Raw genomic sequence first — 26,047 nt, 5'->3', positions numbered from 1 at the left:
CGGCACACCGTGTGGCGCCGGAAGAATGGTTCTATGGTGGAAGCAATGAGCGAGATCACTCCCCCCGAGCACGGTCGGATGCGCGCCTCCGACGCCGACCGTGACTCCGTCGCGCACCGCCTGCGTGAAGCCCTCGCCGAGGGGCGCCTGGACCCGGACGAGCACAGCGAGCGGCTCGACGCGGTGTACCGGGCCAAGACCGTCGGCGAGCTGGTCCCCCTCACCGAGGACCTCCCGGCGCCGAACGGTCCCGGCGCCTCCGTGGCCCCCACCGACTTCCGTTCGCCCCGGCCGCTCTACGGCGGCGGCCGGATCGTGGACCAGGAGCCCACCAGCCGGGCCGCGGTCGTCGTCCTGGGCGGTGCGAGCCGGTCGGGCAACTGGGTCCTGCCGGGCGCCTTCACCGCCTTCGCGGTGCTGGGCGGGATCGACCTGGACCTGCGCGAGGCCCGGTTCACCCAGCGCGAGACCACCGTCTGGGTCTGCGCCGTCCTGGGCGGGGTGGGCATCACGGTGCCCGACGACGTGCAGGTGCGGGTGCACGGCCTGCCGCTCATGGGCGGCTTCGGCATCTCCGAGAACACCCCCAGCGTGGTGGATCCGGACGCGCCGATCGTGCACGTGCGGGGCATCGCCGTGATGGGCGGGGTGGGCATCGAGTACAAGCCGCGCAAGCACCAGGACGAGGAGTAGGCCGGCCTCCCCGGTCGGACGCGGGTCCCCCGACGAGACGTTCTGCTCAGGCGGGGCCGTCCATGGAACCACACTGCCACCCCATGCGTAAGGTCTGTGGCTGATTGTGGCAATTGTGGTCATCGGTCCTTGCCGTGAGCACCTCCGCGGTGTCAGGCTGCACCGGTACTTCGCCTACCCAAGGTGTCCATCCCCCGACTCCCAGGAGCGGTGGACCCCCGCACTCCGGAGGAAGATCCTTGCGCACCAGTTCCGAAGGGAAGCCGCCGCGCGGAGCGGCCGTCCCCGCCTCCCGGCGCCGTGCCGCCACGGCCGGTGCCGCGGCAGTCCTGATGACTGTCGCCGCCCTGGCGTCCTCCCCCGCCCACGCCGAGCCCGGGCCGCCCGGGCACGCCGGGCCCCCGGAGCACTCCGGGGCCCCCGACCACGCGGGTCCGCCCGCGCACGCGGGCAGGCCGGGCGAGGACCCGCCGCTGTCGGAGCGGGTGGACGCGGAGGCCATCCGCGAGCACCTGGAGAACCTCGACACCATCGCCGAGTACAACGGCGGCAACCGGGCCACGAACACCCCCGGCTACGACGTCGCCGCCCTCTACGTCGAGGACCAGCTGGAGCGCGCCGGATACGAGCCCTACCGGCACGAGTACGAGTACGAGCTGTGGCGGGAGAACTCCCCGGCCGTCCTCGCCCAGACCGCCCCGGAGCAGGCCGCCTACGAGGTCGACACCGACTACGCGACCATGAGCTACTCCGGATCGGGCGACGTCACCGCCCCGGCGGTGGCCGTCAACGCCGACAGCGCCGCGAGCGGCTGCTCCGCCGACGACTTCGCCGGCTTCCCCGAGGGCGCGATCGCGATCACCGTGCGCGGCACCTGCCCGTTCTCGGACAAGGTGGACAACGCCGCCGCCGCGGGGGCCGCGGCCACCCTGGTGGTCAACAACGAGGACGAGGTCTTCCTGGGCACCGTGGGCGAGCACTCGGCCATCCCCGCCCTGGGCGTGTCCGGGACGCTGGGCACCGAGCTGCTGGCCGCCGAGGGCCTGGAGCTGCGGGTGAGCGTGGACGCCGAGGTCAGCAACGAGACCTCCTACAGCGTGCTGGCCGAGACCCCGGGCGGTCGGGACGACAACGTGGTGGTCGTGGGCGGCCACCTCGACAGCGTCGAGGACGGCCCCGGCATCAACGACAACGGCAGCGGCACGGCCTTCCTGCTGGAGACCGCGATCCAGCTGGCCGAGCAGGAGGAGCCCGACAACAAGGTGCGGTTCGCCTTCTGGGGTACCGAGGAGGAGGGCCTGGTCGGCTCCACCCGGTACGTGGAGGACCTGACCGCGCAGGAGGTCGAGGACATCGCCCTCTACCTCAACTTCGACATGATCGGCTCGCACAACTACGGCCGGTTCGTGCTGGACGGCCGGATGGAGCTGCCCGGGTCCGTGGCCGCCCCGTCGGGCTCCGGCGCGATCGCGAAGGTCTTCGAGGACTACTTCGCCGCCCGGGACCAGGTCAGCGAGCCCGGCGTGCTGAGCGGGCGCAGCGACTACCAGGCCTTCATGACCGCGGGCATCCCCTCGGGCGGCCTGTTCAGCGGCGCCGACGGCGTCAAGACCGAGGAGCAGGTCGAGTGGTACGGCGGTACGGCGGGCGAGCAGTTCGACCCGTACTACCACACCGCCGACGACACCATGGAGAACGTCAACTGGGACTCGGTGGCCGAGCTGTCGGCGGCCGGTGCCCACGGCGTGGAGTTCTTCGCCGAGAGCACCCTGCCGGTGAACGGGGTGCTGCGCACGACGGCCGCGCCCGACTTCCCGCGCCTGGGCGACGGCTGGCTGAGGTAGTCCGCGCACGGTCCGTGTGAGGGATCCGCATGCACGACAGGGCGGGCGGCGTGAACCCCCCGGTTCCACGCCGCCCGCCGCGGCGTCTCCCCCTCCGCGGTTCCCGGATGACCCCCTCTCGCATCCGGGTACCGCACATGGACACCGCGGGAAACTACTTTCGGTAGCCCCCTGGTTTCCCAATGTATCAGTGAGTTGCATCACCTTCACACGCTGATACGAAACAGTTATCCTCCGTCACGGTTGGGCTCCGGGCCACCGCCGCAGCCGCCGGAGCGCGGCCGAACCCTAGGGTGGAGGGCATGACCAAACGGGACACCGACAAGCCGGTCGTGCTGTCGAAGATCTACACGCGCACCGGCGACGCCGGGACGACGGCGCTCGGCGACATGAGCCGGACCGGCAAGAACGACACGCGCCTGGTGGGCTACGCCGACACCGAGGAGGCCAACGCCGCGATCGGCACCGCCCTGGCTCTGGGCGAGCTCCCCGACGACGTCCGGGACCTGCTCGGACGGATCCAGAACGAACTGTTCGACCTGGGCGCCGACCTGTCCACGCCGATCGTGCCCGACCCGGAGTACCCGCCGCTGCGGGTCCTGCCCGAGTACGTCACGCGGTTGGAGGAGGCCTGCGACACCTACAACGCCGACCTGCCCACCCTGCGCAGCTTCATCCTGCCCGGGGGCTCCCCCACCGTGGCGCTCGTGCACACCGCCCGGATCGTGGTCCGGCGGGCCGAGCGCAGCGTGTGGGCGGCCGTCGAGGAGCACGGCCAGACCGTCAACCCGCTCACCGCCCAGTACCTCAACCGGCTCTCCGACCTGCTGTTCATCCTCGGCCGGTACGTCGCCCGGGAGGGCGACGAGGTCCTGTGGAAGCCCGGCGGCGAACGCTAGCGCTCCGCCGCCCGCCGCGCTCTCCGGGCCGCGTCCGGCCGTCCGTGCGCACCTTCGGGGGTCCCGCTCCGCGTGAGCGGGGCCCCTTCGCGCTCCCGACGCCTCCACGGGACCGCCCGCGCCCCGGAACGCCGTCCCGGTGGGCGTTCGCGACCTGCGCGGACGGAAATAGTCCGGTGGGACGCGTGTCTTCCGCGGCGCTGGGGTTATGGGTTCTGGACACAGGAACGGACGAAGGAAGGAACGCAGATGACCACCGGAACCAGACCGGCGACCGTCACGGCGGTCTTCGTGCTGCTGGTCCTGATCGCGGTCTACCAGATCGTCATGAGCCTGCTGGCCCTCGTCGGAGCCACCGCCATGGCCACCGTCCCGATGGTCGCCGAGAGCGCGCAGGTGCCCGCCTGGGCCGTGCTGACCGGCGCGGCCGTCGGCTTGGTCTACGGCGCGCTGTCGGCCGTCCTGGCCGTCATGGTCAACCGGAACCGCGGCGGCGTCCGCACCTCGGTGACCGCGGTCAACGCGGTCTACGCCGTCGTGATCCTGGCCCTGCTGCTCACCCCGGTCAGCGGGGTCCCCGAGATCGTCGCGGCGCTCTTCGCCGTCACCGTGGCGGCCCTGGCCAACACCGCGACCGCCAGGGAGTACTTCTCCGGCGCCGCGGTCCCGTCCGGACACGCCCACCCGCAGGTCGGCTGACCGCCCCCTGACCGCGCCCGGCCCGGCACCCTCCCACGGGCCGGGCGCGCCCCTGTCCGCACCGCTCGGCCGGCGCGGAGGGCCCTGCGGACCGCCGTGGGTCCGCGACGGCCCGCAGGCACCGGCTAACGCCGCGCCGCCCCCTCCGTAGCGGGCCGGGCGCGGCGCAGCAGGGCGCCGCCCACCTGGGGCAGGACGAGCACGCTCAGCATGCCCGCGCCCAGGAGCGCGGCGGCGGAGGCGCCGTCGAGGGCGCCAGTCTCGGTCCCGATCTCCGACAGGACCGCGACCAGGGGCAGCGCGGTCGCCGAGAACAGCACCAGGGGGAACCGCTGGCGCTCGGGGACGTCGCCCCGCGACAGCAGGTACTCGGGGCCGCCCCGCACGAGCAGGAAGGCCGCCAGCAGCAGGGGGACCAGCAGCAACGCCACCGGGTCGGCCAGCAGAGCCGACAGGTCGAAGCGCACCCCCGTCACCACGAAGAACACCGGTATCAGGAAGCCGAAACCGACGGCGTCCATCTTCGACTCCACCCGTTCGACCGCGCCCGGATGGTTGGTGGTGAACATCAGCCGCACGATGATCCCCGCCGCAAAGGCGCCCAGCAGCGCGTCCAGCCGCAGACTCGCCGCCAGCCACACGAACAGCACGATCACCAGGATGCACAGGCGCACGGCCACCTGGGTGCTGGAGCCGAGGGTGGCCCGGATGAGCCGTGTCAGCCGCTCCGAGGGCGGGCGGGTCGCGCGCCAGGCCGCGAGGCCCGCGAGGGCGAGGAACCCGACCAGCAGCAGCGTCGCCTCCAATGGGCGGTAACCGCTGAGCAGCAGGGTGATCAGCACGATCGGCCCGAACTCCCCCGTCGTCCCGGACGCCATGAAGCGGGCCCCGAAGGCCCCCTCCAGCCCTCCGGAGTCCCGCAGGATGGGCAGCACCGTGCCCAACGCGGTGGTGATCAGGGCCAGGCCGACGACCAGGGCCGTCTGGGAGGCGCCGAACAGGGCCCACCCCGCCCCCAGTCCGAGGGCGACCGAGCACAGCCAGGCCAGTGCCGCCCGCCGCAGCGGCCTGCCCCTGATCCGCGCGAAGTCGACCTCGTACCCGGCCATGAACATGAGCAGCGCGAGTCCGAGGTCGGCCAGCATCGCCACCGTCCCGGTCTCGCGGACCAGTCCGAGGAGGGAGGGGCCCAGGACGATGCCGAAGACGATCTCCAGCACCACCGAGGGGATGACCACGAACGCGGCCAGCCGGTCGGTGACCAGCGGGGCGAGGAAGGCCGCCACGAGGATCAGCAGCAGCATGCCCAGTGTCTGCGCGACGCCGCCTTCCATGTCCCCCTCGTTCCGCGGAGCGGCGCCGCTCCGGCCGTGGGCACACTACGCGTGGTCGGCACGGCACGGCGGCAGACACGCGGGCACGGGAGGCGCGCACGCGGCGCGCTCGCGGCCGGGGCCGGGAGGGAAACGGCGCGGCCCTTCGGACCGGGGAGCCCCGGCCCCTCAGCACTCGGGCGGGAACTCCTCCTGCGGGACGAACTCCGCCTCGGCAGACCCCCCGGAGGCGGCGTACACGCCCTCCTCCTCGGCCAGCACCCCGGTCGTGAACGCGACCGTGCCGATGTCGTGCTCGGTCTCCTCCCCCGGCGGGGCCTCCCGCGAGCCGATCCCGACGGTGTACTCCTCGCGCTCGGACTCGGGGACCAGGCGGTAGACCTGCCGTCCGTCGCCGTCGGTGATCCGCCAGGCGTCGCCGGGGGCGGCCAGGTCCACCTCGGTCCGGTTGCCGTCGAAGTCGCGGGTGGCGATCAGGTGGATCCGCTGTCCGCCGCCGGTCAGGTCGATCTGGCGCGGGGAGGCGTCACCGCACCAGGCCACGACCAGCACGGGGAACTGGTGCGCGGCGGTGAAGTGGCCCGTGGCCACGGCGCCGACGTGGCCGCCCGAGAGCTGGCAGGCGGCGAGCAGGGGGATGAGGAGGGCGGGGCCCAGGAGCCGGGGAAGTCGCGAGGCGAACATGGAACCGCATCCTGCCGTGTCCGGCCGCCCAGGGGAAGGGGACACGGGGCACGGCCGCGCCGCGCCCCGTGGAGGGCCGGGTCTCAGGCGTCGCCGAGTTCGCGTTCGACGGCCTCGACCTTGCTGCGCAGGCCGTCGGTGACGCCCTCGCGGACGTCGGCCTTGAGGGTGAGGCTGACGCGCGCGGCGCCCTCCCCCGCGGCCTGCACGGCGCGCTTGACGACGTCCATGACCTCGTCCCACTCACCCTCGACGCTGGTGAACATGGCGGAGGTCTCGTTGGGCAGTCCGCTCTCCCGGACCACCTTCACCGCGCGGGCGACGGCGGGGGCGACGGACTCACCGGTTCCGAGAGGGGAGACGGAGAAAGCGACGATCGTACTCATGTCGGCCATGCTAGGCACACTGGGGCGCGCGGGGGAACCACCCACGCGGAATCTCAGCTCTCCCAGTGCGTTCCGGGGGGCATCGACTCCAGCCACGACAGGAAGCCGGTCTGGGCGCCCTCGCCCATGGCGATCTCGTAGGCCGCCTCGCGGGGGTCGGAGCCGTCGGCGAGCAGCCAGCCCACCTGGAGCACGGTGAGGTCGGCGGGCAGGTCCTCGCCCCCGGCGGGGGCGCGCCGCCCGACGACGACGAGACCGCGGCGCGACAGCCTCGCTGTCGGCCGCGGCCTGAGGGAGAAGACCGGGAACCAGCCCAGGTTCTCCGTGCCGTACCGGCCGAAGCCGATGCGCCAGGAGCCCCGGCGGCCCGGCGCCCCGACGGCGCGCAGGTAGCACTCCACCGCGCCGCCGCGCCGTACCAGGATCCAGCGGCGCAGGGTGACGGCGAGCACCAGCGCCAGGAGGACGACGAGCAGGGCGAGGAACACCCACAGCGCGGACTCCCACCAGGGTGCTCCGGGCCGGAGCCTCTGCATGCCCACCACTCGTCCCGCCGTCCTACGCTAGGCGACTTCCTCGCCCGCGGCCCGCAGACGGCTGCGGGCACGGCCCAGGGCGACGTTGTCGCCGGACTCGGCCGCGCTCTTCAGCGCCGTGCGCGCGCGGTCCACATCGATGTCCTCGGCGAGCTCGGCGGTCTCGGCGAGGATGGAGACGCGTCCCTCACCCGAGACCGAGACGAACCCGCCGTGCGCGGCGGCCCGGACCTCGCCGGTCTCCCGCGCGCCCAGCACGCGGACGACCGCGTCGTGGGCGAGCAGCGACAGCACCGGGACGTGCCCGGGCTGGACGCCCATCTCACCCTCGACGGTCTTCGCGATGACCATGTCGCCCTCGCCCGCCCAAATCTCACGTTCGGGCGAGACGATCTCGACGAAAAGCTTCTTCGACACTGCCACAAACTCCTCGGCTAGCGGGTGATTCGGCCGGGCCGGTCCCCGACCGCTGTCGGGGACCGGCCCGGCCGGAGAACTAACCCTGCAGCTTCTTGGCCTTCTCGACGGCCATGTCGATGTTGCCGACGTCGAGGAACGCCTGCTCGGGCAGGTGGTCGTACTCACCGTCGCACAGGCCCTTGAAGGAGGAGATGGTCTCCTCCAGGGGGACGAACACGCCCGGGGTACCGGTGAACTTCTCCGCCACGAACATGTTCTGCGACAGGAAGCGCTCGATCCGGCGGGCCCGGTTGACGACGATCTTGTCCTCCTCGGACAGCTCGTCCATACCGAGGATGGCGATCTGGTCCTGGAGGTCGTTGTTGCGCTGGAGGATCTCCTTGACGCGCTGGGCCACCTGGTAGTGCTCCTCGCCCACGTACTGCGGGTCGAGGATGCGGGAGGTGGAGGTCAGCGGGTCGACCGCCGGGTAGATGCCCTTCTGCGAAATCGGGCGGGAGAGCTCGGTCGTCGCGTCCAGGTGGGCGAAGGTGGTCGCCGGAGCCGGGTCGGTGTAGTCGTCCGCGGGCACGTAGATCGCCTGCATCGAGGTGATCGAGTGGCCGCGGGTCGAGGTGATCCGCTCCTGGAGCTGGCCCATCTCGTCCGCCAGGTTGGGCTGGTAGCCCACGGCCGAGGGCATACGGCCCAGCAGCGTGGAGACCTCCGAACCCGCCTGGGTGAAACGGAAGATGTTGTCGATGAACAGCAGCACGTCCTGCTTCTGGACGTCGCGGAAGTACTCCGCCATCGTCAGAGCGGACAGGGCCACCCGCAGACGGGTGCCCGGGGGCTCGTCCATCTGGCCGAAGACGAGGGCGGTGTCCTGGAGGACTTCCATCTCGTCCATCTCCAGGAAGAGGTCCGTACCCTCACGGGTGCGCTCGCCGACACCGGCGAACACGGACACACCACCGAAGTTGCGGGCGATACGCGTGATCATCTCCTGGATGAGCACGGTCTTGCCCACACCGGCGCCGCCGAACAGGCCGATCTTGCCACCGCGCACGTACGGGGTGAGCAGGTCGATGACCTTGATGCCCGTGACCATCATCTCGGTCTTGGACTCGAGCTGGTCGAAGGCCGGGGCCTTGCGGTGGATCGGCCAGCGCTCGGTGACGCCCAGCTCCGCGGTCGGCACGTCCAGGGACTCGCCCAGGGTGTTGAACACGTGGCCCTTGACGACGTCACCGACGGGCACGCTGATGGGCTCGCCGGTGTCGCGCACCTCGGCGCCGCGGACGAGGCCGTCCTGGGGGGCCAGGGAGACCGTGCGCACGAGGTTGTCACCCAGGTGCTGGGCGACCTCCATCGTGATGGTCTTGGCCTTGCCGCCGATGGTCACGTCGGTGTGCAGGGCGTTGTAGATGGCAGGCAGGGAGCCGACGGGGAACTCCACGTCGACGACCGGGCCGGTGACCCGGGAGATCCGGCCGGTGGCGGTGCCAGCCCCAGCCGTCCCTTCAACTGTCGCAGTCACTTTTGTTACTCACTTCCCGCGCTGGCAGCAGCGAGCGCGTCGGCACCGCCGACAATCTCACTGAGCTCATTGGTGATCTCAGCCTGACGTGCCTGGTTGGCCAGACGGGTCAGGTTCTTGGCGAGTTCCTCGGCGTTGTCCGTGGCCGCCTTCATGGCGGCGCGGCGGGAGGCCTGCTGGGAGGCGGACGACTCCAGGAGCGAGAAGTAGATCCTGTTGACGACGTACTGCGGCAGCAGCTGGTCCAGGACCTCCTCCGCCGAGGGCTCGAACTCGTACAGCGGCAGCGGCTCGCCCCCGTGCGCGGCCTCCAGCTCGGAGCTGTCGACCTCCTCCACCTCCAGCGGCAGGGCCCGGACGGCCCCGGCGCGCTGGGTCAGCATCGAGACGAACTCCGTGGAGACCACGTGGATCTCGTCGACGCCGCCCTCGGCGGAGTCGGCGGAGAACTTCTCCATGAGGGCGGAGCCGATCTCCTGGGCGTGCGCGTAGGTGGGGCGCTCGGTGAAGCCCTCCCACTGCGCCTCCAGGGGGCGGTCGCGGAACTTGTAGAAGCCCACGCCCTTGCGGCCCACCATGTAGGTGAGGACCTCCTTGCCCTGCTCACGCAGGAGCTGGGTGAGGGAGTCCGCCTCCTTGAGCACGTTGGTCGAGAAGGCGCCCGCCAGGCCCTTGTCGCTGGTGATGACCAGGACGGCGGCGCGGGTGGGGTTCTCGGCCTCGGTCAGCAGCGGGTGATCGGTCACCCGGCTGGCCAGGGCCGAGACCGCCCGGGTGATCTCCCGCGCGTAGGGCCCAGCAGCCTCCGCCGCACGCTGCGCCTTGGTGATGCGCGTCGTGGCGATGAGCTCCATCGCGCGGGTGATCTTCGCCATCGACTTCGTCGAGCGGATCCTCCGGCGATAGACGCGAAGCTGTGCACCCATGGGTTACTTCCCGCCCTTGGCGACCTTGATGGTCTCCTGGCCGACCTTCTCCTCGTCCAGCGCCTCGGCCTCGGCCTCGGTGCCCAGGAGGGTTCCGGCGGAGGTCTGGAAGCCCTGCTTGAACTTCTCCAGCGCCGAGTCGAGGGACTTCTCGGTCTCGGCCTCGAACTTGCCGCTCTCGCGGATGGTGTCGAGGATGCCCGAGTGCTCGCGGCTCAGGTGGTCCAGGAAGTCCTCCTCGAAGCGGCGCACGTCCTCGACCGGGACGTCGTCGACGCGGCCGGTGGTGCCGGCCCAGATCGAGACGACCTGCTTCTCCATGGAGAACGGCGAGTACTGGCCCTGCTTGAGGAGCTCCATCAGACGGGCACCGCGCTCCAGCTGCTGCTTGGAGACGGCGTCCAGGTCCGAACCGAAGGCGGAGAACGCCTCCAGCTCGCGGTACTGGGCCAGGCCCAGCCGCAGGGTGCCCGAGACCTTCTTCATCGCCTTGGTCTGCGCGGCGCCACCGACACGGGAGACCGACACACCGACGTTGATCGCCGGGCGCTGGCCCTGGTTGAACAGGTCGGACTCCAGGAAGACCTGGCCGTCGGTGATGGAGATGACGTTGGTGGGGATGTACGCCGAGACGTCGCCCGCCTTGGTCTCGATGATCGGCAGGGCGGTCATCGACCCCTTGCCCATCTCGTCGGAGAGCTTGGCGCAGCGCTCCAGCAGCCGGGAGTGCAGGTAGAAGACGTCACCGGGGTAGGCCTCGCGGCCCGGCGGGCGGCGCAGCAGCAGCGACACCGCACGGTAGGCCTCGGCCTGCTTGGTGAGGTCGTCGAAGACGATGAGGACGTGCTTGCCCTCGTACATCCAGTGCTGGCCCAGGGCCGAACCGGTGTAGGGGGCCAGGTACTTGAAGCCGGCCGCCTCGGACGCCGGGGCGGCGACGATGGTGGTGTACTCCATCGCGCCGGCCTCTTCGAGGGCGCCACGCACACCGGCGATGGTCGAGCCCTTCTGGCCGATCGCGACGTAGATGCAGCGCACCTGCTTGTCGGGGTCGCCCGACTCCCAGTTGGCCTTCTGGTTGATGATCGCGTCGATGCAGACCGCGGTCTTGCCGGTCTGCCGGTCGCCGATGACCAGCTGGCGCTGGCCGCGGCCGATCGGGGTCATCGAGTCGATCGCCTTGATGCCGGTCTGGAGCGGCTCGTGGACGGGCTTGCGCTCCATCACGGAGGCAGCCTGGAGCTCCAGCTCGCGGCGCTCGGTCGACTCGATCTCGCCCTTGCCGTCGATGGGGGCACCCAGGGGGTCCACCACGCGGCCGAGGAAGTTGTCACCCACCGGCACCGAGAGGAGCTGGCCGGTGCGGCGCACCTTCTGGCCCTCCTCGATGCTGGTGAAGTCACCCAGCACGACGACACCGATCTCACCGATCTCGAGGTTCTGGGCCAGGCCCAGGGTGCCGTCCTCGAACTGGAGCAGCTCGTTCGCCATCGCCGAGGGAAGGCCACCGACGCGGGCGATGCCGTCACCGGAGTAGGTGACGGTACCGACCTCTTCCGCGCGGGTGGCTTCAGGCTCGTACGACTGGACGAAGCGCTGTAGCGCGTCCCGGATCTCGTCCGGCCGGATCGTCAGCTCCGCCATCTCTACGTTGTCCTTGCTCTCAAATGGCGCCGGGCTGGCGCCGTGCGTGCTTGCCTTGCGTTCTGTCAGCCGGCGAGGCGGCGCTGGGCCTCGGCGATACGCCCGGCGATGGTCCCGTCGATGACCTCGTCACCCACCTGGATGGACAGGCCACCCACGATCTCGGGGGCGACCTCGATGTTGAGGTGGATGTCGCGGCCGTAGGCGCGCGAGAGCGCGGCTCCGAGCCGGGACTGCTGTTGCTCGCTCAGGGCGACGGCGCTGCGGACGACGGCGACGTAGCGCTTGGCGCGCTCGGCGACGAGCTGTCCGTAGTTGTCCAGCGCCTGCTCCAGGGTACGGCCCCTGGGGCGGGCGACCGCTTCGCCGACCAGCACCAGAGTCGCGGGGTGCACCTTGCCCGAGAGCAGGTTCTCCACGAGGGAGAGGCGCAGCTCGGGGGCGGCCCCGTCGCGGGTGAGGGCCTCGCGGAGCTCGGGCTGGGCGATGACGATCCGCTGGAAGCGGAAGAGCTCGTCCTCCAGCTCGCCGAGCCCCGAGGCGCTCTGGAGCTGGGCGGCGGTCGCGTAGACCGCCATCCGCTCCATAGCGTCCATCAGGTCGCGCGGGCCCGACCACCTGGCCGAGACCACGTCGCCGGCCACGAGGACCGCGGACGGCGACACCCTGGTCTCCAGGAGCTGCCCGATGAGGCCGGTCTTGGCCTCGGCCGGGTTCGCCTGGTCGGCGAGCCAGCGGCGCAGCGAGTGCTCGCCTCCCAGCAGGGCGACGACCTCGAAGAGCTCGCTGCCCAGGGAGACACCGCTCTGCGGGGTGCCCGCCGACGCCAGGACGTTCTCGTCCAGGCGCCGGGTCACCTCGGCCAGCGACGTGCGGCTGATACCACGCATCAGCGCACCTCTGCCTGCTGCGTGCTGTTGCTCTGTTCCAGCTCGTCCAGGAACCGGTCGATGACGCGGTTCTGGGCGGCGCTGTCGCTGAGGGTCTCACCGACGATGCGGCTCGCCAGCTCGGTGGAGAGCGCACCGACCTCGTTGCGCAGCTGCACCAGGGCCTGCTGGCGGTCGGCCTCGATCTGGACGTGGGCCGCCTCGACGATGCGACGCGCCTCGGCCTGAGCCTCCTCGCGCGCCTCGGCGACGATCGCGGCCCGCTGCTCCTTGGCCTTCTCCAGCTCCTGGGCGTACTCGCGGTGCGCCTCCTCGAGCTTCTCCCGGTACTGCTGGCGGATCCCCTCGGCCTCGGCCTCGGCCTTCTTGGCGCGCTCGATGCCGCCCTCGATGGCGTCGTGACGCTCGTCGAGGACCGCCATGACCTTCGGCACCGCCTTACGGGCGACAAAGAAGTAGACCACGGCGAGCGCGATCGCACCGAAGGTGAACTTCACCCAGTCGATCCGCAGAATGTTGTAATCGGCTGCCAACTCCACCAACATGGTCAGCCCTCCTTCGCGTCAGTTGCCATCAGATTCCGCCGGCGAACCTGGGTCAGGAACCGGTGGGGGCGGCGAAGGCGAGAACGAAGCCCAGGATGGCCAGGGCCTCGATCAGGGCGAAGCCCAGGTAGATGTTGGTCTGGAGCGGACCGCGCGCCTCGGGCTGGCGGGCGATGGCCTGCATGCCGAGACCGAAGACGATACCGACACCGATACCGGCGCCGATGACGCTGATGCCGTAACCGATGGTGTTGATGTTGCCGGTGATCGCAGCGATGTCCATTGATGTTTCCTTTTACTCGACGTCCGGCGTTGCGCTTCGCAAGTGGGTCAGTTCGCCGGTGTGGACGGATCTGTGGCTTCCCGCAATCCTGCCCGGCCCGGGGGGACCGGGGGGTGTGCGGGGATCAGTGGGCCGCTTCGAGGGACTGGTTGATGTACAGGCTGGCCAGGAGCGTGAAGATGAACGCCTGGACGGCCATGATCAGGATCTCGAAGAGGAAGAAGGCCAGGTAGCCGAGCAGAGCGGCACCGGAGAAGAGCACCGAAACCGTACTCAGGACCGGTCCGGCCGTCAGGTTCAGCATGTACCAGCCGCCGTAGGCGAACACGGCGAGCAGCAGGCTGCCCGCGAACATGGTCGCGAAGAGACGGAGGGCGTGCGTCACCGGCCGGATGAGGAACACCGAGAGGATTTCGATGGGGGTGACCAGGATGTAGATCACCTTGGGCATCCCCGGGGGGAAGATCTGGTTGCGGAAGTAGCCCCAGCCGCCCTGGTTGCGGACGCCGATCACGATGGTCATGACGTAGATGACCGCCGCCAGCATGGCCGTGAAGGCCAGGTTGCTGTTGACCGGCAACATACCGGGGATCAGGCCGGTGAAGTTCATGGCCAGGATGAGCGTGAACACCGCCGTCATGAACGGCAGGAAACGGTCGCCCTTGGCGCCCATCGTGGGACGGGTGATCTGGTCGCGCACGAAGAGGACCAGCATCTCTCCGACGCTCTGCCTGCGCCCGGGGACGAGGCTCAGCTTGCGGCTGAACCACGACCACAGAAGCAGGACGGCACCGACCGCGACGAGCAGCAGGACCAGGTAGAGGTCGATACCCGCGCTGCCGGGAACGTTGGTGTACCACGGTTCGGGGAAGAACATCCCGATAGTGGGCGGCGTGAAACCGCACCCGTTGTCACCGAACAAGTGGCAATTCGGTTCGGCCGCGAGAATGCGCACGTCAGCACTCACGGCGAATCCTTTCGTCGTGACGCAAGAAAGCCTCGTTGATGGTTGTTGCGGAGCGTTGTCGCGCGAACCGCGACGCCGGACTGGTTGGGGGACTCAGGAGCGACGGGACTTGGCGACGATCAGGTAGATCGCGCCCGCCATTCCCAGAACCGCCCCGATGGGCAGGAACAGTGCCTGGAAACCCAACAGCTCGTCCGCGGCCCAGCCGATCGCGCTCCAGACGAGCACGCCCGAGAGCAGAGTGGAGAAGAGGGCCCACCCGTCGGACTGACGCGGCACCGAATCCTCGTGCGCGTCTGTCTTCCTGGTCGGTTCGCTGCTCATCTCGCTCCGGAATATAGCATGTGAGCTCGGACGGGGACTCTGAGTCCCAGCCGTCGGGGAGCATCGTATTACGCCCGCTTCGAGGGGCACGGCCGGGGGACTCCATCACCCGTTCTCCGCGCTCTCGACCGGGTCCACGTGGAGCGTCTTCGTCCTGGAGATCGTCCAGGTCTGGCCGCCCAGCCAGGCCAGGACGACGGCCAACGCGCTGTACACGAAGGCCGAGCTGTTCAGGCTGGCCACGAACGAGCTGTTGCCCAGGGTGACCAGGACAACGCCGAGCACCGCCATCTTGAGGACGAAGCCCACGAGGTTCGCCGCGAGGAAGAGGTCCTTGTTCCGGCGGGTGACGAGGATGACGCCCGCCTGTCCCAGACCGAAGCAGCCGAGAACGACCACCGAGGCCAGCGCGGAGCCGGCCAGGCCCGGCGTGCCGGCGAGAAGCGCCGATACCGCCAAGGCCAGAAGGGCGCACGCCACACCCGGAAGCGCGGCACCGCGGAAGGCCCTCCAGGCGTCGTTTTCCTGCATGGCGAAGCTCCGTCTGGGGTCGTGGTTGCCTGCTCGTGAAAGCTATCACAAGGTTTTTGGTGCTGAATCCGGGGGTTCCTTAACGCGACCTTAACGGTCCACGAAGTGCCCGATCCAGGCGGTCTTCCGCGCCCGTGTCGCCTTCGCCACACCTGTCCGACCACCGTATCCGCAGGTCAGAAGCGCCTTCTTTCGTCCCCAAAGTAAGGCACGCGAGGACCCGGTCAGCCATCAGTTGGCGAATCGTGACCTGGGGCCGTCTTGACGCTTTCCTTGCGCCGCGGGAACAGCCGTCCGCGCCGTCGCAGGCGGGGCAGGGCGATGAGGCCAACCGCACACATGGCCACCAGCGCGGTCACCGCCAGCACGATGACCCAGGAGTCGAACACCGACAGGGCGACGGCGGCGAAGGCGACGATCCCCGCCCACAGGTACATCAGCAGGACCGCGCGCACGTGGCTGTGGCCCATGTCCAGCAGGCGGTGGTGCAGGTGGCCCCGGTCCGGCGCGAACGGGGACTTGCCCGCCAGGGTCCTGCGCACGACGGCCAGCACCAGGTCGGCCAGCGGAAGGGCGATCACCAGCAGCGGCAGCGCGATCGGCAGGAACACCACCAGCCCGGAGTTGAACCCCTCGCGCGCGGTGTTGGCGTCGAACTGCCCGGTCACCGTGATGGTGATCGAGGTCAGCAGCAGGCCCAGCAGCATGGCCCCGGTGTCGCCCATGAACACCTTGGCCGGGTGGAAGTTGTGGCAGAGGAAACCGGCGCACGTGCCCGCGAGGATGATCGCGATCATCGCCGGATAGGACTGGCGCACGAAACCCTGCTCCACCGCGACGACGTAGTAGTAGGCGAAGAAGGCCAGGGAGGAGATGGCGACGATGCCCGCCGCCAGGCCGTCGAGGCCGTCGGCGAAGTTGACCGCGTTGATGGTCACCACGATCAGCAGGATCGAGATCATCGCGCCCAGCCACGGCCCGAGGGAGAGCTGGGTGCCGGGCAGCGGCAGCCACAGCAGCTGCACCCCCTGCCAGACCAGGATGCCCGCGGCGGCGGTCTGCCCGGCGAGCTTGCTCAGCGCGTCCATGCCCCAGCGGTCGTCGATGACGCCGACGATGGTGATGAGCCCGCCCGCGAGCAGCAGGCCCATCCAGGTGTCGGCGAGGAAGACGTCCTGGAGGTGGGGCAGCTGGGCCGAGATCAGCAGGGCGGCGGCGAACCCCCCGTAGATGGCCAGCCCGCCCAGTCGCGGGATGGGCTCGGTGTGCACGTCGCGGTCGCGCACCGGCGGCGTGGCGCCGAAGGCGATGGCGAACCGGCGCACCAGCGGAACGAGCAGGTAGGTCACCGCGGCGGCGATGACGAAGGTGAGCGCGTACTCACGCACGTCCTGGCCCCTCTAGTTCTTGTCGCCGTCGGGGGCGGTCCCGGGAGCGCCCCGGCCCTCCTCGCGCGGGGCCTGCGGCTCCGGAGCCGGGGCCTCCCCCGCGTCCTCGGCCTCGGCGCCCTCCGGCCGCGCGGGCTTGCGCGGCCCCTTGCGCAGCTCGCCGATCACGGTGCCGCACACCGCGCGCAGCTGTTCGATGGAGATGGCGCCCGCGCGCAGCACGCGCGGGACGGCGTAGGTCAGGTCGACGATGGTGGAGGAGACGCGGGACTCGGTCTCGCCGCCGTCCAGGTAGACGGCGACGTCCTCGTCACCGAGCTGCTCGACGGCCTCCTCCACGCGGGTCGCGGAGGGCTGGCCGGACTTGTTGGCGCTGCTCACCGCCATCGGCCCGACCTCCTTGAGCAGGTCCAGGGCGACCGGGTCCATCGGCATGCGCACGCCCACGGTGCCCTTGGTGTCGCCCAGGTCCCAGGACAGGCTGGGGGTGGCGGTGCAGACCAGGGTGAGCGGGCCGGGCCAGAACTCCTCCATGAGGTCGCGGCCGTGGTTGCCCAGGTCGTCGACGAGGGCGTTGGCGGCGCGCATCGAGCCGACCAGCACTGGCGGGGGCATCTCGCGGCCCCGGCCCTTGGTGGCGAGCAGCCTGGCCACCGCGGTCGGGCTGAAGGCGTCGGTGCCGATGCCGTACACGGTGTCCGTGGGCAGCACCACAAGGTCGCCTCGGCGTACCGCGGACGCGGCGTCGGCGATGCCGTCCTTGCGGGCGGTCTCGTCCGCGCAGTCGTAGATGCGGCTCATATGATCGTCGGGCGTGGAAGCTCTGGCCTTCAGGCCGGGGAGGGAACGCCCGTCTCCTTCCTGAAGGTGTAGGCGTAGCCATCCGCACGTTGGAGCAGGCGGACGTACCTGTGATTGATGCCCGGCTGACGGCCGTTCGCGGTCATGATGTCGAAGTTACCCTTGGCGCGGACCAGGACTCGGCCGGTGTGGGTGCCCCGCCTCTTTCCGGCAGGGACAACGGCGTGCACCAGGTCCCCAGTGGTGAAGCCGTAGTGGCGTTTGGCCCGATCCCGCCGCAACTGGGGAAACCCGTACCGGTCCGGGGTCGTCCTGGCATACGACCCGCGTCCCGAGCAGCTCACAGTCAAGGCGGTACTGACCGCCTCGGTGATGGTGGCTACCTTGCCGACGGAGAGCGCGTCCAACGTGTGGGTCTTTGGTAGGTGATTACGCATACGGTTCCACTTGGTACGCCCGCCCGTCGCGACGCGGGTGGGTAGGCGCTCATCAAGAAGGCGCCACAGCACCCACCGGATCGACTGTACAGCGGCGGCGTCTCGCAGCGGCGCCTTGGTCCGGGACCTGATTCGGGCCAGGATCTTCGGGCTGTTCACGAACTCCTCCACCGGCCGGTCGCCCTTGGCCTGATTGCAGGGCACACATGCCAGGACCAGATTGGAGACACGGTCCGTGCCTCCCCTGGAGCGGGGGTGGACGTGGTCGACGTTGACCGGCACCCCGGTCACGCCGCAGTAGACACAGGTTCGGCTGAACTTGGCAAGCAGGTACTCGCGTACCTCGAATCCGCACAGAGTGCCGTATTGGTATTCGACTCCCTCCAGCGTCCGACCAATGGAGAGGACGTGGGTGTCGAACGCCACCCTCTCCACATACACGCCCCTGACGGGTGACCACCGGGCCAGACGATTCACCCAGGAGATGGTGGTATCCACACGGTGCCGAAGTGACGGGGGCAACCATCCCTTCGGGCGAACGCGGTTGGCGAACCGGGGGGACCGGTAACGCAGGTTCCGTGTACGACGTCCACGTCGGTACGCGGCGCGCTGCTGCACCTTCCTACGGACCTGGGCACCCCGATGGTCGAGCTGGATCGAGTACCGGCCCCGCCGTTCTCCGGTTTCCTGGGTGAACACGGCGATACCGGTGTGCTTGCTGCCAGGGTCGACGCCCAGTTCGACCCCATCGATCTCCGAATCGGCGGCAACACGGTCCTTCAAACGGATTACGAAAGGGGTGTGGTGTGCGACGACGGCGCGCCCCTTCGCCAAGAGCATGCGAGCCCGCGCGGGCGAACAGGGTTGCAACGGGGTGCCGTGTTTGTCCAGGACGAACACGGACGAATGGACTTGTTGAACGGTGTGGGCCTCACGGCCCGGCTCCCCTGCCCCGGAGGGCACGGGGGTGACGCCGCCCACGGCAGGTGAACCGCTGGCGGTCTCCCCTCGACCATGTTCCGTGCCGGTTACCACACGTGTGTGGTGTCCGCGCCCCGTTTCGTTCCCGATCCGGGGAGTGTCTGCTGACGCGGATTCCAGAGCAGGCCGCTGAGGAAGCACGGCCTGGTGGGTCTTCTGTCCTACACGGAACGTAGCCATCAAAGTCACCTCCTCCATGGATGATGGCTGGGTCTGGTAACGGCGGCTGTCAACCACGTGGGCTGGCAACTCGGCCTTAAGGCCGGGATCCCGTTACCTCACTCTTTGACGGAGTCCACCGGGTTCACGGTCGGACCGGGATACGGGGGGGCGCCAGTGACGCTCGGGCGCCGGCGGGGTTCTGGAGGAGTCGGACGTGCCGCCAGCGACGAAGGAGCCGGGCACGGGAGACGCCGCTGTGTTTCCCGCGACCCGTTCCCGCCCTTCGGGCGCCAGAGCGCGTGGGCGAAGCGAACCGGACAACGCGATCAGCCGTCCCCGTCGGCGCGGCGCATGACCACGAAGCGGTCGCGCCGGGCCAGGTCCTTGCGGTTGAGGACGTCGCGCCAGCCCCTGTCCTCGGGGAAGAGCCAGGGGATGTCGATGCCCTGGCCGTCGTGGTGCTCCACGGCCATCGCGCCGCCGGGGCGCAGCAGCCTGCGGCCGACCGCCTCCAGCGCGCGGATCATGTCCAGGCCGTCCTCACCGGACCACAGCGCGGGGGCGGGGTCGTAGTCGCGCACCTCGGGCGGGATGGCTCCGGCCTCGCGGGTGGGGACGTAGGGGGGGTTGCTGATGAGCAGGTCCACGCGCCCGTTGAGCTGGGGAAGGGCGGTGCGCATGTCGCCGTGGTGGGAGGTGACCCGGTCGGCGTGGCCGCTGGCGTCGATGTTGCGCCGGGCCCAGGCCAGGGCGTCGGGGTCGACCTCCACCGTGTGCACGCGCGAGCGCGGCACCTCCTGCGCGATGGAGATGGCGATGGCTCCCGAGCCGGTGCCGAGGTCGACCACCAAGGGGTCGGCGACGTCCATGGCGCGCAGGGTCTGGATGGCCCAGTCCACCATGATCTCGGTCTCGGGGCGGGGCACGAAGACCCCGGGTCCGACGCGGAGTTCGAGGTAGCGGAAGTAGGCGCGGCCGGTGATGTGCTGGAGGGGTTCGCGGGCCTCGCGCCGGGAGACGCACTCCCAGTAGCGGGCGTCGAAGTCGGAGTCGGCGACCGTGTGCAGCTCCCCTCGACGGACACCGTGCACGAACGCCGCGAGTTCCTCGGCGTCGGCGCGAGGTGAGGCCACGCCCGCCTCCGCGAGTCTGCGCGTCGCGCGGGCGACCTCGTCGAGCAGGACGTTCATGACGACTGAGCCGCTTCGAGCCTTTCCTTGGTGTCCGCGTCCACCAGGGCCTTGACGACCCCGCCGAGTTCCCCGTCGAGGACCTGGTCGAGGTTGTAGGCCTTGTAGCCGACCCGGTGGTCGGAGATGCGGTTCTCGGGGAAATTGTAGGTGCGCACGCGCTCGGACCGGTCCACCGTACGGACCTGGCTCTTGCGCTCGGCGGCGGCCTCGGCGTCCGCGCTGGCCTGGGCCTCTGCGTAGATGCGGGCGCGCAGGATGCGCATGGCCTGCTCCTTGTTCTGGAGCTGGCTCTTCTCGTTCTGGCACGAGGCGACGATGCCGGTCGGCAGGTGGGTGATGCGCACGGCGGAGTCGGTGGTGTTGACGCTCTGGCCGCCGGGCCCGGAGGAGCGGTAGACGTCCACGCGAAGGTCCTTCTCGTGGATCTCGACCTCGATGTCCTCGGCCTCGGGAACCACCAGCACACCGGCGGCGGAGGTGTGGATGCGGCCCTGGGACTCGGTGACGGGGACGCGCTGCACGCGGTGCACGCCGCCCTCGAACTTGAGCATCGGCCACACGCCCGAACCGGGCTCGGGGGTGCCCTTGTTCTTGAAGGCGATCGTGATGTCCTTGTACCCGCCGAGGTCGGAGTGGGTGGAGTCGATGACCTCGGTCTTCCAGCCCTGGCGCTCGGCGTAGCGCAGGTACATGCGCACCAGGTCGCCGGCGAAGAGGGCGGACTCCTCACCGCCCTCGCCCGCCTTGACCTCCATGATGAGGTTCTTGTCGTCGGCGGGGTCGCGGGGGATGAGCAGGACGCGCAGGCGCTCGGTGAGGCGCTCGGCCTCCTCGGTCAGGCGCTCGGCCTCCTCGGCGAAGGAGGAGTCCTCGGCGGCGAGCTCGCGCGCGGCGTCGATGTCGCTCTCGACCTCCTTGAGCGCACGGTAGGTCTCGATGATGGGGGTGAGCTGCGCGTAGCGTTTGCCCAGCGTGCGCGCCCTGGCCTGGTCTGCGTGCACCTCGGGGTCGGCGAGCTGCTGTTCCAGCTCGTAGTACTCCCCCAGTAGGTCGTCCAGCTTCACGTTCGCCCGCCCCCGTCGTGTTGTGCCTGCCTCGCCTGTCCGTCTCCCCCTCGGGGGTCAGCCTGGTCCCGCGGAGCCGGATGAGGGCCCCGCGGGACGGCGGGCGGCGCTACTTGCGCTTGCCGAAGCGCTTCTCGAAGCGGGCGACGCGGCCGCCGGTGTCCAGGATCTTCTGCTTGCCCGTGTAGAACGGGTGGCACTCGGAGCACACCTCGGCGCGGATCTTGCCCTCGGTGACGGTGCTGCGGGTGGTGAAGTGGGCACCGCAGGTGCAGGTCACCTCGGTAGCGACGTACTCGGGGTGGATGTCGGCCTTCATGTGTGTCTCCTCATCAGGGGCGCGACCGCCGGACGCATGACTGGCCGGGCCGCCGGGGGGCGGGTCGGTCGTCGTGGGCCATGCGCGAACCGGTGTCGCGGCGATCCGGGTAACGGGGCGGCGGGCCCCGCCGAAGCAGGGGCGGGCCACTCCCCGCTACCAGTTTGCCAGACCCACAACGTTGCCGGGACCAGTACCTATTCCTCCCCCTTCCGGCGGCCTGCCTCCGGGGCGGTTCCGGCGGTGCGGGAGGGGGGCCTGTTCGCGTCGGCCCTGCGCATGAGGAGGACGAGGGAGGCGAGCGCGGCGAGGACCAGGAGGAGCATGACGGTGCCGGCGTTGGGACCGAACCCGTAGACGAAGACGTAGCTCACCGATCCCGCCAGCAGCACGTAGTAGGTCATGGGCAGGAGGCTCTGGCGGATGAGGTCGCCCTCGCGCCCGGCCAGGCCGACCACCGCGGAGGCGGCGACCACGTTGTGCACGGTGATCATGTTGCCTGCGGCGCCGCCCACGGCCTGGGTGGCCACGACGGTCTCGGGCGGAATGCCGATGCGTTCGGCGGTGGAGAACTGGAAGAGGGAGAACATCAGGTTGGACACGGTGTTGGAGCCCGCGACGAAGGCGCCCAGGGCGCCGATCCAGGGGGCGTAGAGCGGCCAGGTGGTCCCGCCCAGTTCGGCGGCTCCGGCGGCGAGGGTGAGCGGCATGCTCTCCATGGCGGTGTCGCCGAAGTCGCCTCCGGTGTTGATGAAGACGCGGACGAGCGGGACGGCGAAGAGCAGGGCGACGGCCGCCCCGGCCAGCTGCGATCCGGCCATCCGCCAGGAGTCGAGGATCTGGCGGCGCGTCATGCGGTGCAGGCCGTAGGTGAGCAGGCAGACGAGGATGAAGGTCGCGCCGGGAGAGTAGAGGGGTTCGACGAGCTGGGAGACGGGGGTGCCGAAGATGTCGGTGGCTCCGACTGTGACGCCGGTCAGCCAGTTCTCCAGGGGCGTGACGGTGCGGGTGGCCACCAGCAGCGCGGCGACCATGAGGTAGGGCGCCCAGGCGGCCAGGAAGCCGACGCGCCTGCCGTCGGCGGGAGCGGTCTCGCCGTCCCCCGGGGAGAGCGTGCCGCTCCAGCGGGCCAGCCAGTCCTCGCGGGGCGGGAAGTCCCAGGTCCGCTTGGGCATGAGGAAGCCCTTGCGCGCGGCCAGGACGACGATGACCAGGCCGGTGAGACCGCCGAGGAGGCTGGTGAACTCCACGCCGAGGAAGTGGTTGTACAGGACCGAGGGGACGGTCATGGCGAAGGCCGCGAACAGCGCGAACCTCCACACCCCGAGGCCGTCGGAGAAGCGCCGGTTCCCGCCGTAGAAGCCGCAGAGCATGCAGCAGATGAAGAGCGGGACGAGGGCTCCGGCGACGGCGTGCAGCAGGACGGTCTGGAACCCGATGAGGCTGACGAACCCGGGCACGTCCAGGCCGAGTTCGGCGGCGCGCGCGGCGACCGCGGACGAGCCCTCCAGCCCTCCGGAGACGCCGACGAGGATGGGTGTGCCCACCGCGCCGAAGCTGACCGGCGTGCTCTGGATGACCAGGCCGACCATGACGGCGGCCATCGCGGGGAAGCCCAGGGCGAGCAGGAGCGGCGCGGCCACGGCCGCGGGGGTGCCGAAGCCGGAGGCGCCCTCGATGAAGCTGCCGAACAGCCAGCCGATGATGATCGCCTGGACGCGGCGGTCGGGGCTGATGTCGGTGAAGGTGGCGCGGATGGTGGCGACGGCGCCGCTCTTGGTGAGGGTGGACAGCAGCAGGAGCGCGCCGAAGATGATGTAGAGCAGACCGATCGCGAGGATGAGTCCCTGGACGGTGGAGGCCGCGATCGCGACCCAGTCGGTCCGCCAGAAGAGGACGGCGACGGCGACCACGACAACGTATCCGGCGGGCATCGCGTACATGGCCGGGAGGCGGAACCCGACGAGCAGGACGCCGACGAGGACGATCGGGGCGAGCGCGAGGAGGCTGAGTAGGGCGAGGTTGTCCATCCGGGCGGCTCCCTGGTGCGGGGACTACTCGACGGCGCGACCCTAGATCGTTTTCCTGCCGCGGGATACACCCTTCTGTGATCCGCAACACAGTAGTGATCTTTTTCGCCTCACGGGCTCGTTCTTCCGCGATTCGAAAGGAGAGCGGTGGCGGAAGCGACCGGTCGGGCGCGGGCCCGCGCGGGACTCCGCCCGGGGCGGGCGCGTTGTTCCACGCGGACACGACGAAGCCCCCCTCCCGGAACGGGAGAGGGGCCTTGCTTCGACCGGGGGTCGCGGGTCAGCGCTCGGGGCCCACGGTGGTCTTCTGGATCTGGAGCAGGAACTCGGCGTTGCTCTTGGACTCCTTCATCTTGTCCAGGAGCAGCTCGATGGCCTGCTGGGTGTCGAGCGCGTGCAGCACCCGGCGCAGCTTCCAGACCACGTTGAGCTCCTCGGACGACATGAGGATCTCCTCCTTGCGGGTGCTGGACGCGTCCACGTCCACCGCCGGGAAGATCCGCTTGTCGGCCAGGCTCCGGTTGAGCTTGAGCTCCATGTTGCCGGTGCCCTTGAACTCCTCGAAGATCACCTCGTCGGCGCGCGAGCCGGTCTCGACCAGCGCCGTGGCCAGGATGGTCAGCGAGCCGCCGCCCTCGATGTTGCGGGCCGCGCCGAAGAAGCGCTTGGGCGGGTAGAGCGCCGTGGAGTCCACACCGCCGGACATGATGCGCCCGCTGGCCGGGGCGGCCAGGTTGTAGGCGCGGCCCAGGCGGGTGATGGAGTCCAGCAGGACGACGACGTCCATGCCCATCTCCACGAGCCGCTTGGCCCGCTCGATGGCCAGGTCGGCGACGACCGTGTGGTCCTCGGCGGGCCGGTCGAAGGTCGAGTGGATGACCTCGCCCTTGACCGTGCGCTGCATGTCGGTGACTTCCTCGGGCCGCTCGTCGACCAGGATCACCATCAGGTAGCACTCGGGGTTGTTCTCGGTGATGGCGTTGGCGATCGCCTGCACCACCATCGTCTTGCCCGCCTTGGGCGGGGAGACGATCAGCCCGCGCTGGCCCTTGCCGATCGGCGCCACCAGGTCGATGATGCGCGTGGTGAGGATCTGCGGCTCGGTCTCCAGGCGCAGGCGCTCCTGGGGGTACAGGGGGACCAGCTTGGAGAACTCCTGGCGGCCCCGGGCCTGGTCGGGCGACATGCCGTTGACCGAGTCCAGGCGCACCAGGGCGTTGAACTTCTCCCTGCGCTCGCCGTCCTTGGGCTGGCGGACCGCGCCGATGATGTGGTCGCCCTTGCGCAGGCCGTGCTTGCGGACCTGGGCCAGGGAGACGTAGACGTCGCTCTGGCCGGGGAGGTAGCCGGTGGTGCGCACGAAGGCGTAGTTGTCCAGGATGTCGAGGATGCCCGCGACCGGCAGCAGGACGTCGTCCTCGCCGATCACCGGCTCCGGCTCCTGGCCCCCGCCGCGTCCGCGGCGGTCCCGGCGGTCCCGGCGGCGCCCGCGGCGGCGTCCGCCGAAGTCGTCGTCGTCGCCACCACCGCCACCACCGGAGCCGCGGCCCTGGTTCTGGCCGCCACCACCCTGCTGGGCGTTGCTGTTCGCGTTCTGGTCGTCACCGCCGCGGTTGCGGTTGCGGCGGTTGCGCTGGCGCTCGCGACCCTGCCCGGACCTGTTGTCACGGTCCTCGGCGGAGTCGGGGCCGTTCTTCTGGGGGGTGCTGGATGTCTTGGTCACGCTGCTCGCGGAGGTAGAGGATTCGGCGCCGTCCACCGCCCGGGGCTGGTCGCCGGGCTCGTCACCGCGTCGGCGGGACGAACGACGACCGCGGGAGGGCTTGTCGCCCCGTCCGCCCTGGGGGTCGGTCACGGCCTGGTCCGACGGCTGCTTGTCCGCGCGCTTGCGCGGGGCCTCGTCCGAGCCCGGCGTCTCGGGAGCCTCGGCCCGGCCGTCGGTTGCCTCGACCTTACCGGCCTTGGACGCCGTCTCTGCGCTCTTTGCTGTTTTGGCCTTCGTGGGGCCGCCGACCGGGCCGCCCTGCTTGGCCTCGATCGCGGCGATGACGTCGCTCTTGCGCATGCGCCCCGTACCGGTGATACCCAGGCTGGACGCGAGCTTCTGGAGCTCGGGGAGCTTCAGGGCCGCGAGACCGGTGCCGCGCGACGCCGTGCGGGACCGCGAGGGCGTGGCTGTCGGCGCGCCATCGCCAGCCTCCGTCACGGAAACGCCGGTGGTGGCTTTGTCTTCGACCGCCGCGTCCGTTCGGAGTTCGGTGGTGTCGCTCACTAAGGGTCCTTCCCAAGGAGCGGGCGTCGGCCGTCAGCGGGTGCTGGAGCGGCCGGCCCGGTGGTGCGAACCGGCAGGGCCGGGTAGGGCGTGCCCCACGTGGATGTTCGGAAACCGGCGTGAAGGCGGTCCCGTACCCAATCGCGACGGGCTCTGGGTACAGCCAGACGTCGGGGCGGATGGCTCGGTGGTGTTGCCCGTCCATCGTGGAGACACGCTCATCCGAGGAGGAGCGGGCTGCGATGACGTTGGCGACAGTCGCGGGAGAACCGCGGA

26 protein-coding genes are annotated in these 26,047 nt (G+C 70.2%); 4 read left to right on the top strand and 22 right to left on the bottom strand.

From position 1 onward, the window contains the following. The first annotated feature begins 33 nt into the window (after positions 1-33). The 4 genes from AC0VX6_RS05285 to AC0VX6_RS05270 all read left to right on the top strand — a co-directional run bounded on the left by AC0VX6_RS05285 (position 34) and on the right by AC0VX6_RS05270 (position 4,135). On the top strand, positions 34-693 hold the full coding sequence (locus AC0VX6_RS05285; RefSeq protein WP_274976443.1) for a DUF1707 SHOCT-like domain-containing protein: 660 nt from the start codon (positions 34-36) through the stop codon (positions 691-693). A gap of 239 nt (positions 694-932) precedes the next feature. Continuing rightward, positions 933-2,537, top strand: a complete 1,605-nt coding sequence (locus AC0VX6_RS05280) for a M28 family peptidase (protein WP_475467530.1) — start codon at positions 933-935, stop codon at positions 2,535-2,537. A 302-nt stretch (positions 2,538-2,839) separates the two neighbouring features. Beyond that, positions 2,840-3,436 (top strand): cob(I)yrinic acid a,c-diamide adenosyltransferase, encoded by a 597-nt coding sequence (locus AC0VX6_RS05275; protein ID WP_416025868.1) that lies wholly within the window; start codon positions 2,840-2,842, stop codon positions 3,434-3,436. 249 nt (positions 3,437-3,685) lie between these two features. Next, on the top strand, positions 3,686-4,135 hold the full coding sequence (locus AC0VX6_RS05270; protein ID WP_475467528.1) for a hypothetical protein: 450 nt from the start codon (positions 3,686-3,688) through the stop codon (positions 4,133-4,135). A 125-nt stretch (positions 4,136-4,260) separates the two neighbouring features. Here the strand turns inward: AC0VX6_RS05270 and AC0VX6_RS05265 are convergent, their stop codons facing one another. The 22 genes from AC0VX6_RS05265 to rho all read right to left on the bottom strand — a co-directional run bounded on the left by AC0VX6_RS05265 (position 4,261) and on the right by rho (position 25,771). After that, on the bottom strand, positions 4,261-5,469 hold the full coding sequence (locus AC0VX6_RS05265; RefSeq protein ID WP_475467526.1) for a cation:proton antiporter: 1,209 nt from the start codon (positions 5,467-5,469) through the stop codon (positions 4,261-4,263). Between the two features lie 168 nt (positions 5,470-5,637). Then, positions 5,638-6,153 (bottom strand): hypothetical protein, encoded by a 516-nt coding sequence (locus AC0VX6_RS05260; protein WP_475467524.1) that lies wholly within the window; start codon positions 6,151-6,153, stop codon positions 5,638-5,640. 83 nt (positions 6,154-6,236) lie between these two features. Then, complete coding sequence (locus AC0VX6_RS05255; protein WP_475467522.1) at positions 6,237-6,548, bottom strand: MTH1187 family thiamine-binding protein; 312 nt, start codon at positions 6,546-6,548, stop codon at positions 6,237-6,239. 44 nt (positions 6,549-6,592) lie between these two features. After that, positions 6,593-7,075, bottom strand: coding sequence for a DUF2550 domain-containing protein (locus tag AC0VX6_RS05250; protein WP_475467520.1), 483 nt, complete (start codon positions 7,073-7,075; stop codon positions 6,593-6,595). 27 nt (positions 7,076-7,102) lie between these two features. Continuing rightward, positions 7,103-7,492 (bottom strand): F0F1 ATP synthase subunit epsilon, encoded by a 390-nt coding sequence (locus AC0VX6_RS05245; RefSeq protein ID WP_212641305.1) that lies wholly within the window; start codon positions 7,490-7,492, stop codon positions 7,103-7,105. 79 nt (positions 7,493-7,571) lie between these two features. After that, a complete protein-coding gene (atpD, locus tag AC0VX6_RS05240) occupies positions 7,572-9,014 on the bottom strand; it encodes a F0F1 ATP synthase subunit beta (protein WP_026338248.1) in 1,443 nt (480 codons plus the stop codon). Between the two features lie 5 nt (positions 9,015-9,019). Beyond that, positions 9,020-9,940: a F0F1 ATP synthase subunit gamma gene (locus AC0VX6_RS05235; protein ID WP_274976436.1), complete on the bottom strand. Its 921-nt coding sequence runs from the start codon at positions 9,938-9,940 to the stop codon at positions 9,020-9,022. Between the two features lie 3 nt (positions 9,941-9,943). After that, complete coding sequence (atpA, locus tag AC0VX6_RS05230; RefSeq protein ID WP_274976435.1) at positions 9,944-11,584, bottom strand: F0F1 ATP synthase subunit alpha; 1,641 nt, start codon at positions 11,582-11,584, stop codon at positions 9,944-9,946. Positions 11,585-11,649: 65 nt separating this feature from the next. Continuing rightward, the gene (locus tag AC0VX6_RS05225) at positions 11,650-12,474 is read right to left on the bottom strand and encodes a F0F1 ATP synthase subunit delta (RefSeq protein WP_248773723.1); all 825 of its coding nucleotides are present in this window, start codon (positions 12,472-12,474) and stop codon (positions 11,650-11,652) included. Next, positions 12,474-13,016 carry a F0F1 ATP synthase subunit B gene (locus AC0VX6_RS05220; protein ID WP_200904054.1) on the bottom strand — a complete coding sequence of 181 codons (543 nt, stop codon included), beginning with the start codon at positions 13,014-13,016 and terminating at the stop codon, positions 12,474-12,476. Before AC0VX6_RS05220 ends, AC0VX6_RS05225 begins: the two co-directional genes overlap by 1 nt. 55 nt (positions 13,017-13,071) lie before the next feature. Next, positions 13,072-13,302, bottom strand: coding sequence for an ATP synthase F0 subunit C (atpE, locus tag AC0VX6_RS05215; RefSeq protein ID WP_013151386.1), 231 nt, complete (start codon positions 13,300-13,302; stop codon positions 13,072-13,074). A gap of 124 nt (positions 13,303-13,426) precedes the next feature. Continuing rightward, on the bottom strand, positions 13,427-14,257 hold the full coding sequence (atpB, locus tag AC0VX6_RS05210) for a F0F1 ATP synthase subunit A (RefSeq protein ID WP_047868486.1): 831 nt from the start codon (positions 14,255-14,257) through the stop codon (positions 13,427-13,429). Positions 14,258-14,362: 105 nt separating this feature from the next. Next, positions 14,363-14,593: an AtpZ/AtpI family protein gene (locus AC0VX6_RS05205; RefSeq protein ID WP_019608761.1), complete on the bottom strand. Its 231-nt coding sequence runs from the start codon at positions 14,591-14,593 to the stop codon at positions 14,363-14,365. Positions 14,594-14,698: 105 nt separating this feature from the next. Beyond that, a complete protein-coding gene (locus tag AC0VX6_RS05200; RefSeq protein ID WP_274976433.1) occupies positions 14,699-15,124 on the bottom strand; it encodes a Cg1360 family ATP-synthase-associated protein in 426 nt (141 codons plus the stop codon). Between the two features lie 224 nt (positions 15,125-15,348). Beyond that, a complete protein-coding gene (locus AC0VX6_RS05195; RefSeq protein ID WP_274976432.1) occupies positions 15,349-16,512 on the bottom strand; it encodes an MraY family glycosyltransferase in 1,164 nt (387 codons plus the stop codon). 12 nt (positions 16,513-16,524) lie between these two features. Beyond that, complete coding sequence (locus tag AC0VX6_RS05190; RefSeq protein ID WP_475467518.1) at positions 16,525-17,313, bottom strand: L-threonylcarbamoyladenylate synthase; 789 nt, start codon at positions 17,311-17,313, stop codon at positions 16,525-16,527. Between the two features lie 29 nt (positions 17,314-17,342). Beyond that, positions 17,343-18,650: an RNA-guided endonuclease IscB gene (iscB, locus tag AC0VX6_RS05185; protein WP_475467517.1), complete on the bottom strand. Its 1,308-nt coding sequence runs from the start codon at positions 18,648-18,650 to the stop codon at positions 17,343-17,345. Between the two features lie 569 nt (positions 18,651-19,219). Further along, a complete protein-coding gene (gene prmC, locus AC0VX6_RS05180; protein ID WP_212641312.1) occupies positions 19,220-20,083 on the bottom strand; it encodes a peptide chain release factor N(5)-glutamine methyltransferase in 864 nt (287 codons plus the stop codon). Next, positions 20,080-21,150, bottom strand: a complete 1,071-nt coding sequence (gene prfA, locus AC0VX6_RS05175; RefSeq protein ID WP_475467516.1) for a peptide chain release factor 1 — start codon at positions 21,148-21,150, stop codon at positions 20,080-20,082. Before prfA ends, prmC begins: the two co-directional genes overlap by 4 nt. 109 nt (positions 21,151-21,259) lie before the next feature. Then, entirely contained in the window at positions 21,260-21,469 is a 210-nt protein-coding gene (gene rpmE / locus AC0VX6_RS05170) for a 50S ribosomal protein L31 (RefSeq protein WP_013151378.1), read from the bottom strand. A gap of 197 nt (positions 21,470-21,666) precedes the next feature. Then, positions 21,667-23,499, bottom strand: a complete 1,833-nt coding sequence (locus AC0VX6_RS05165; RefSeq protein ID WP_475467514.1) for an L-lactate permease — start codon at positions 23,497-23,499, stop codon at positions 21,667-21,669. 280 nt (positions 23,500-23,779) lie between these two features. After that, positions 23,780-25,771, bottom strand: coding sequence for a transcription termination factor Rho (rho, locus tag AC0VX6_RS05160; RefSeq protein WP_274976428.1), 1,992 nt, complete (start codon positions 25,769-25,771; stop codon positions 23,780-23,782). Positions 25,772-26,047: the final 276 nt, after the last annotated feature.

Source organism: Nocardiopsis sp. iso_25 (assembly GCF_056173305.1).
Note: the sequence above shows the minus strand (reverse complement) of the source record. Positions and strands in the feature narration are given on the sequence as shown.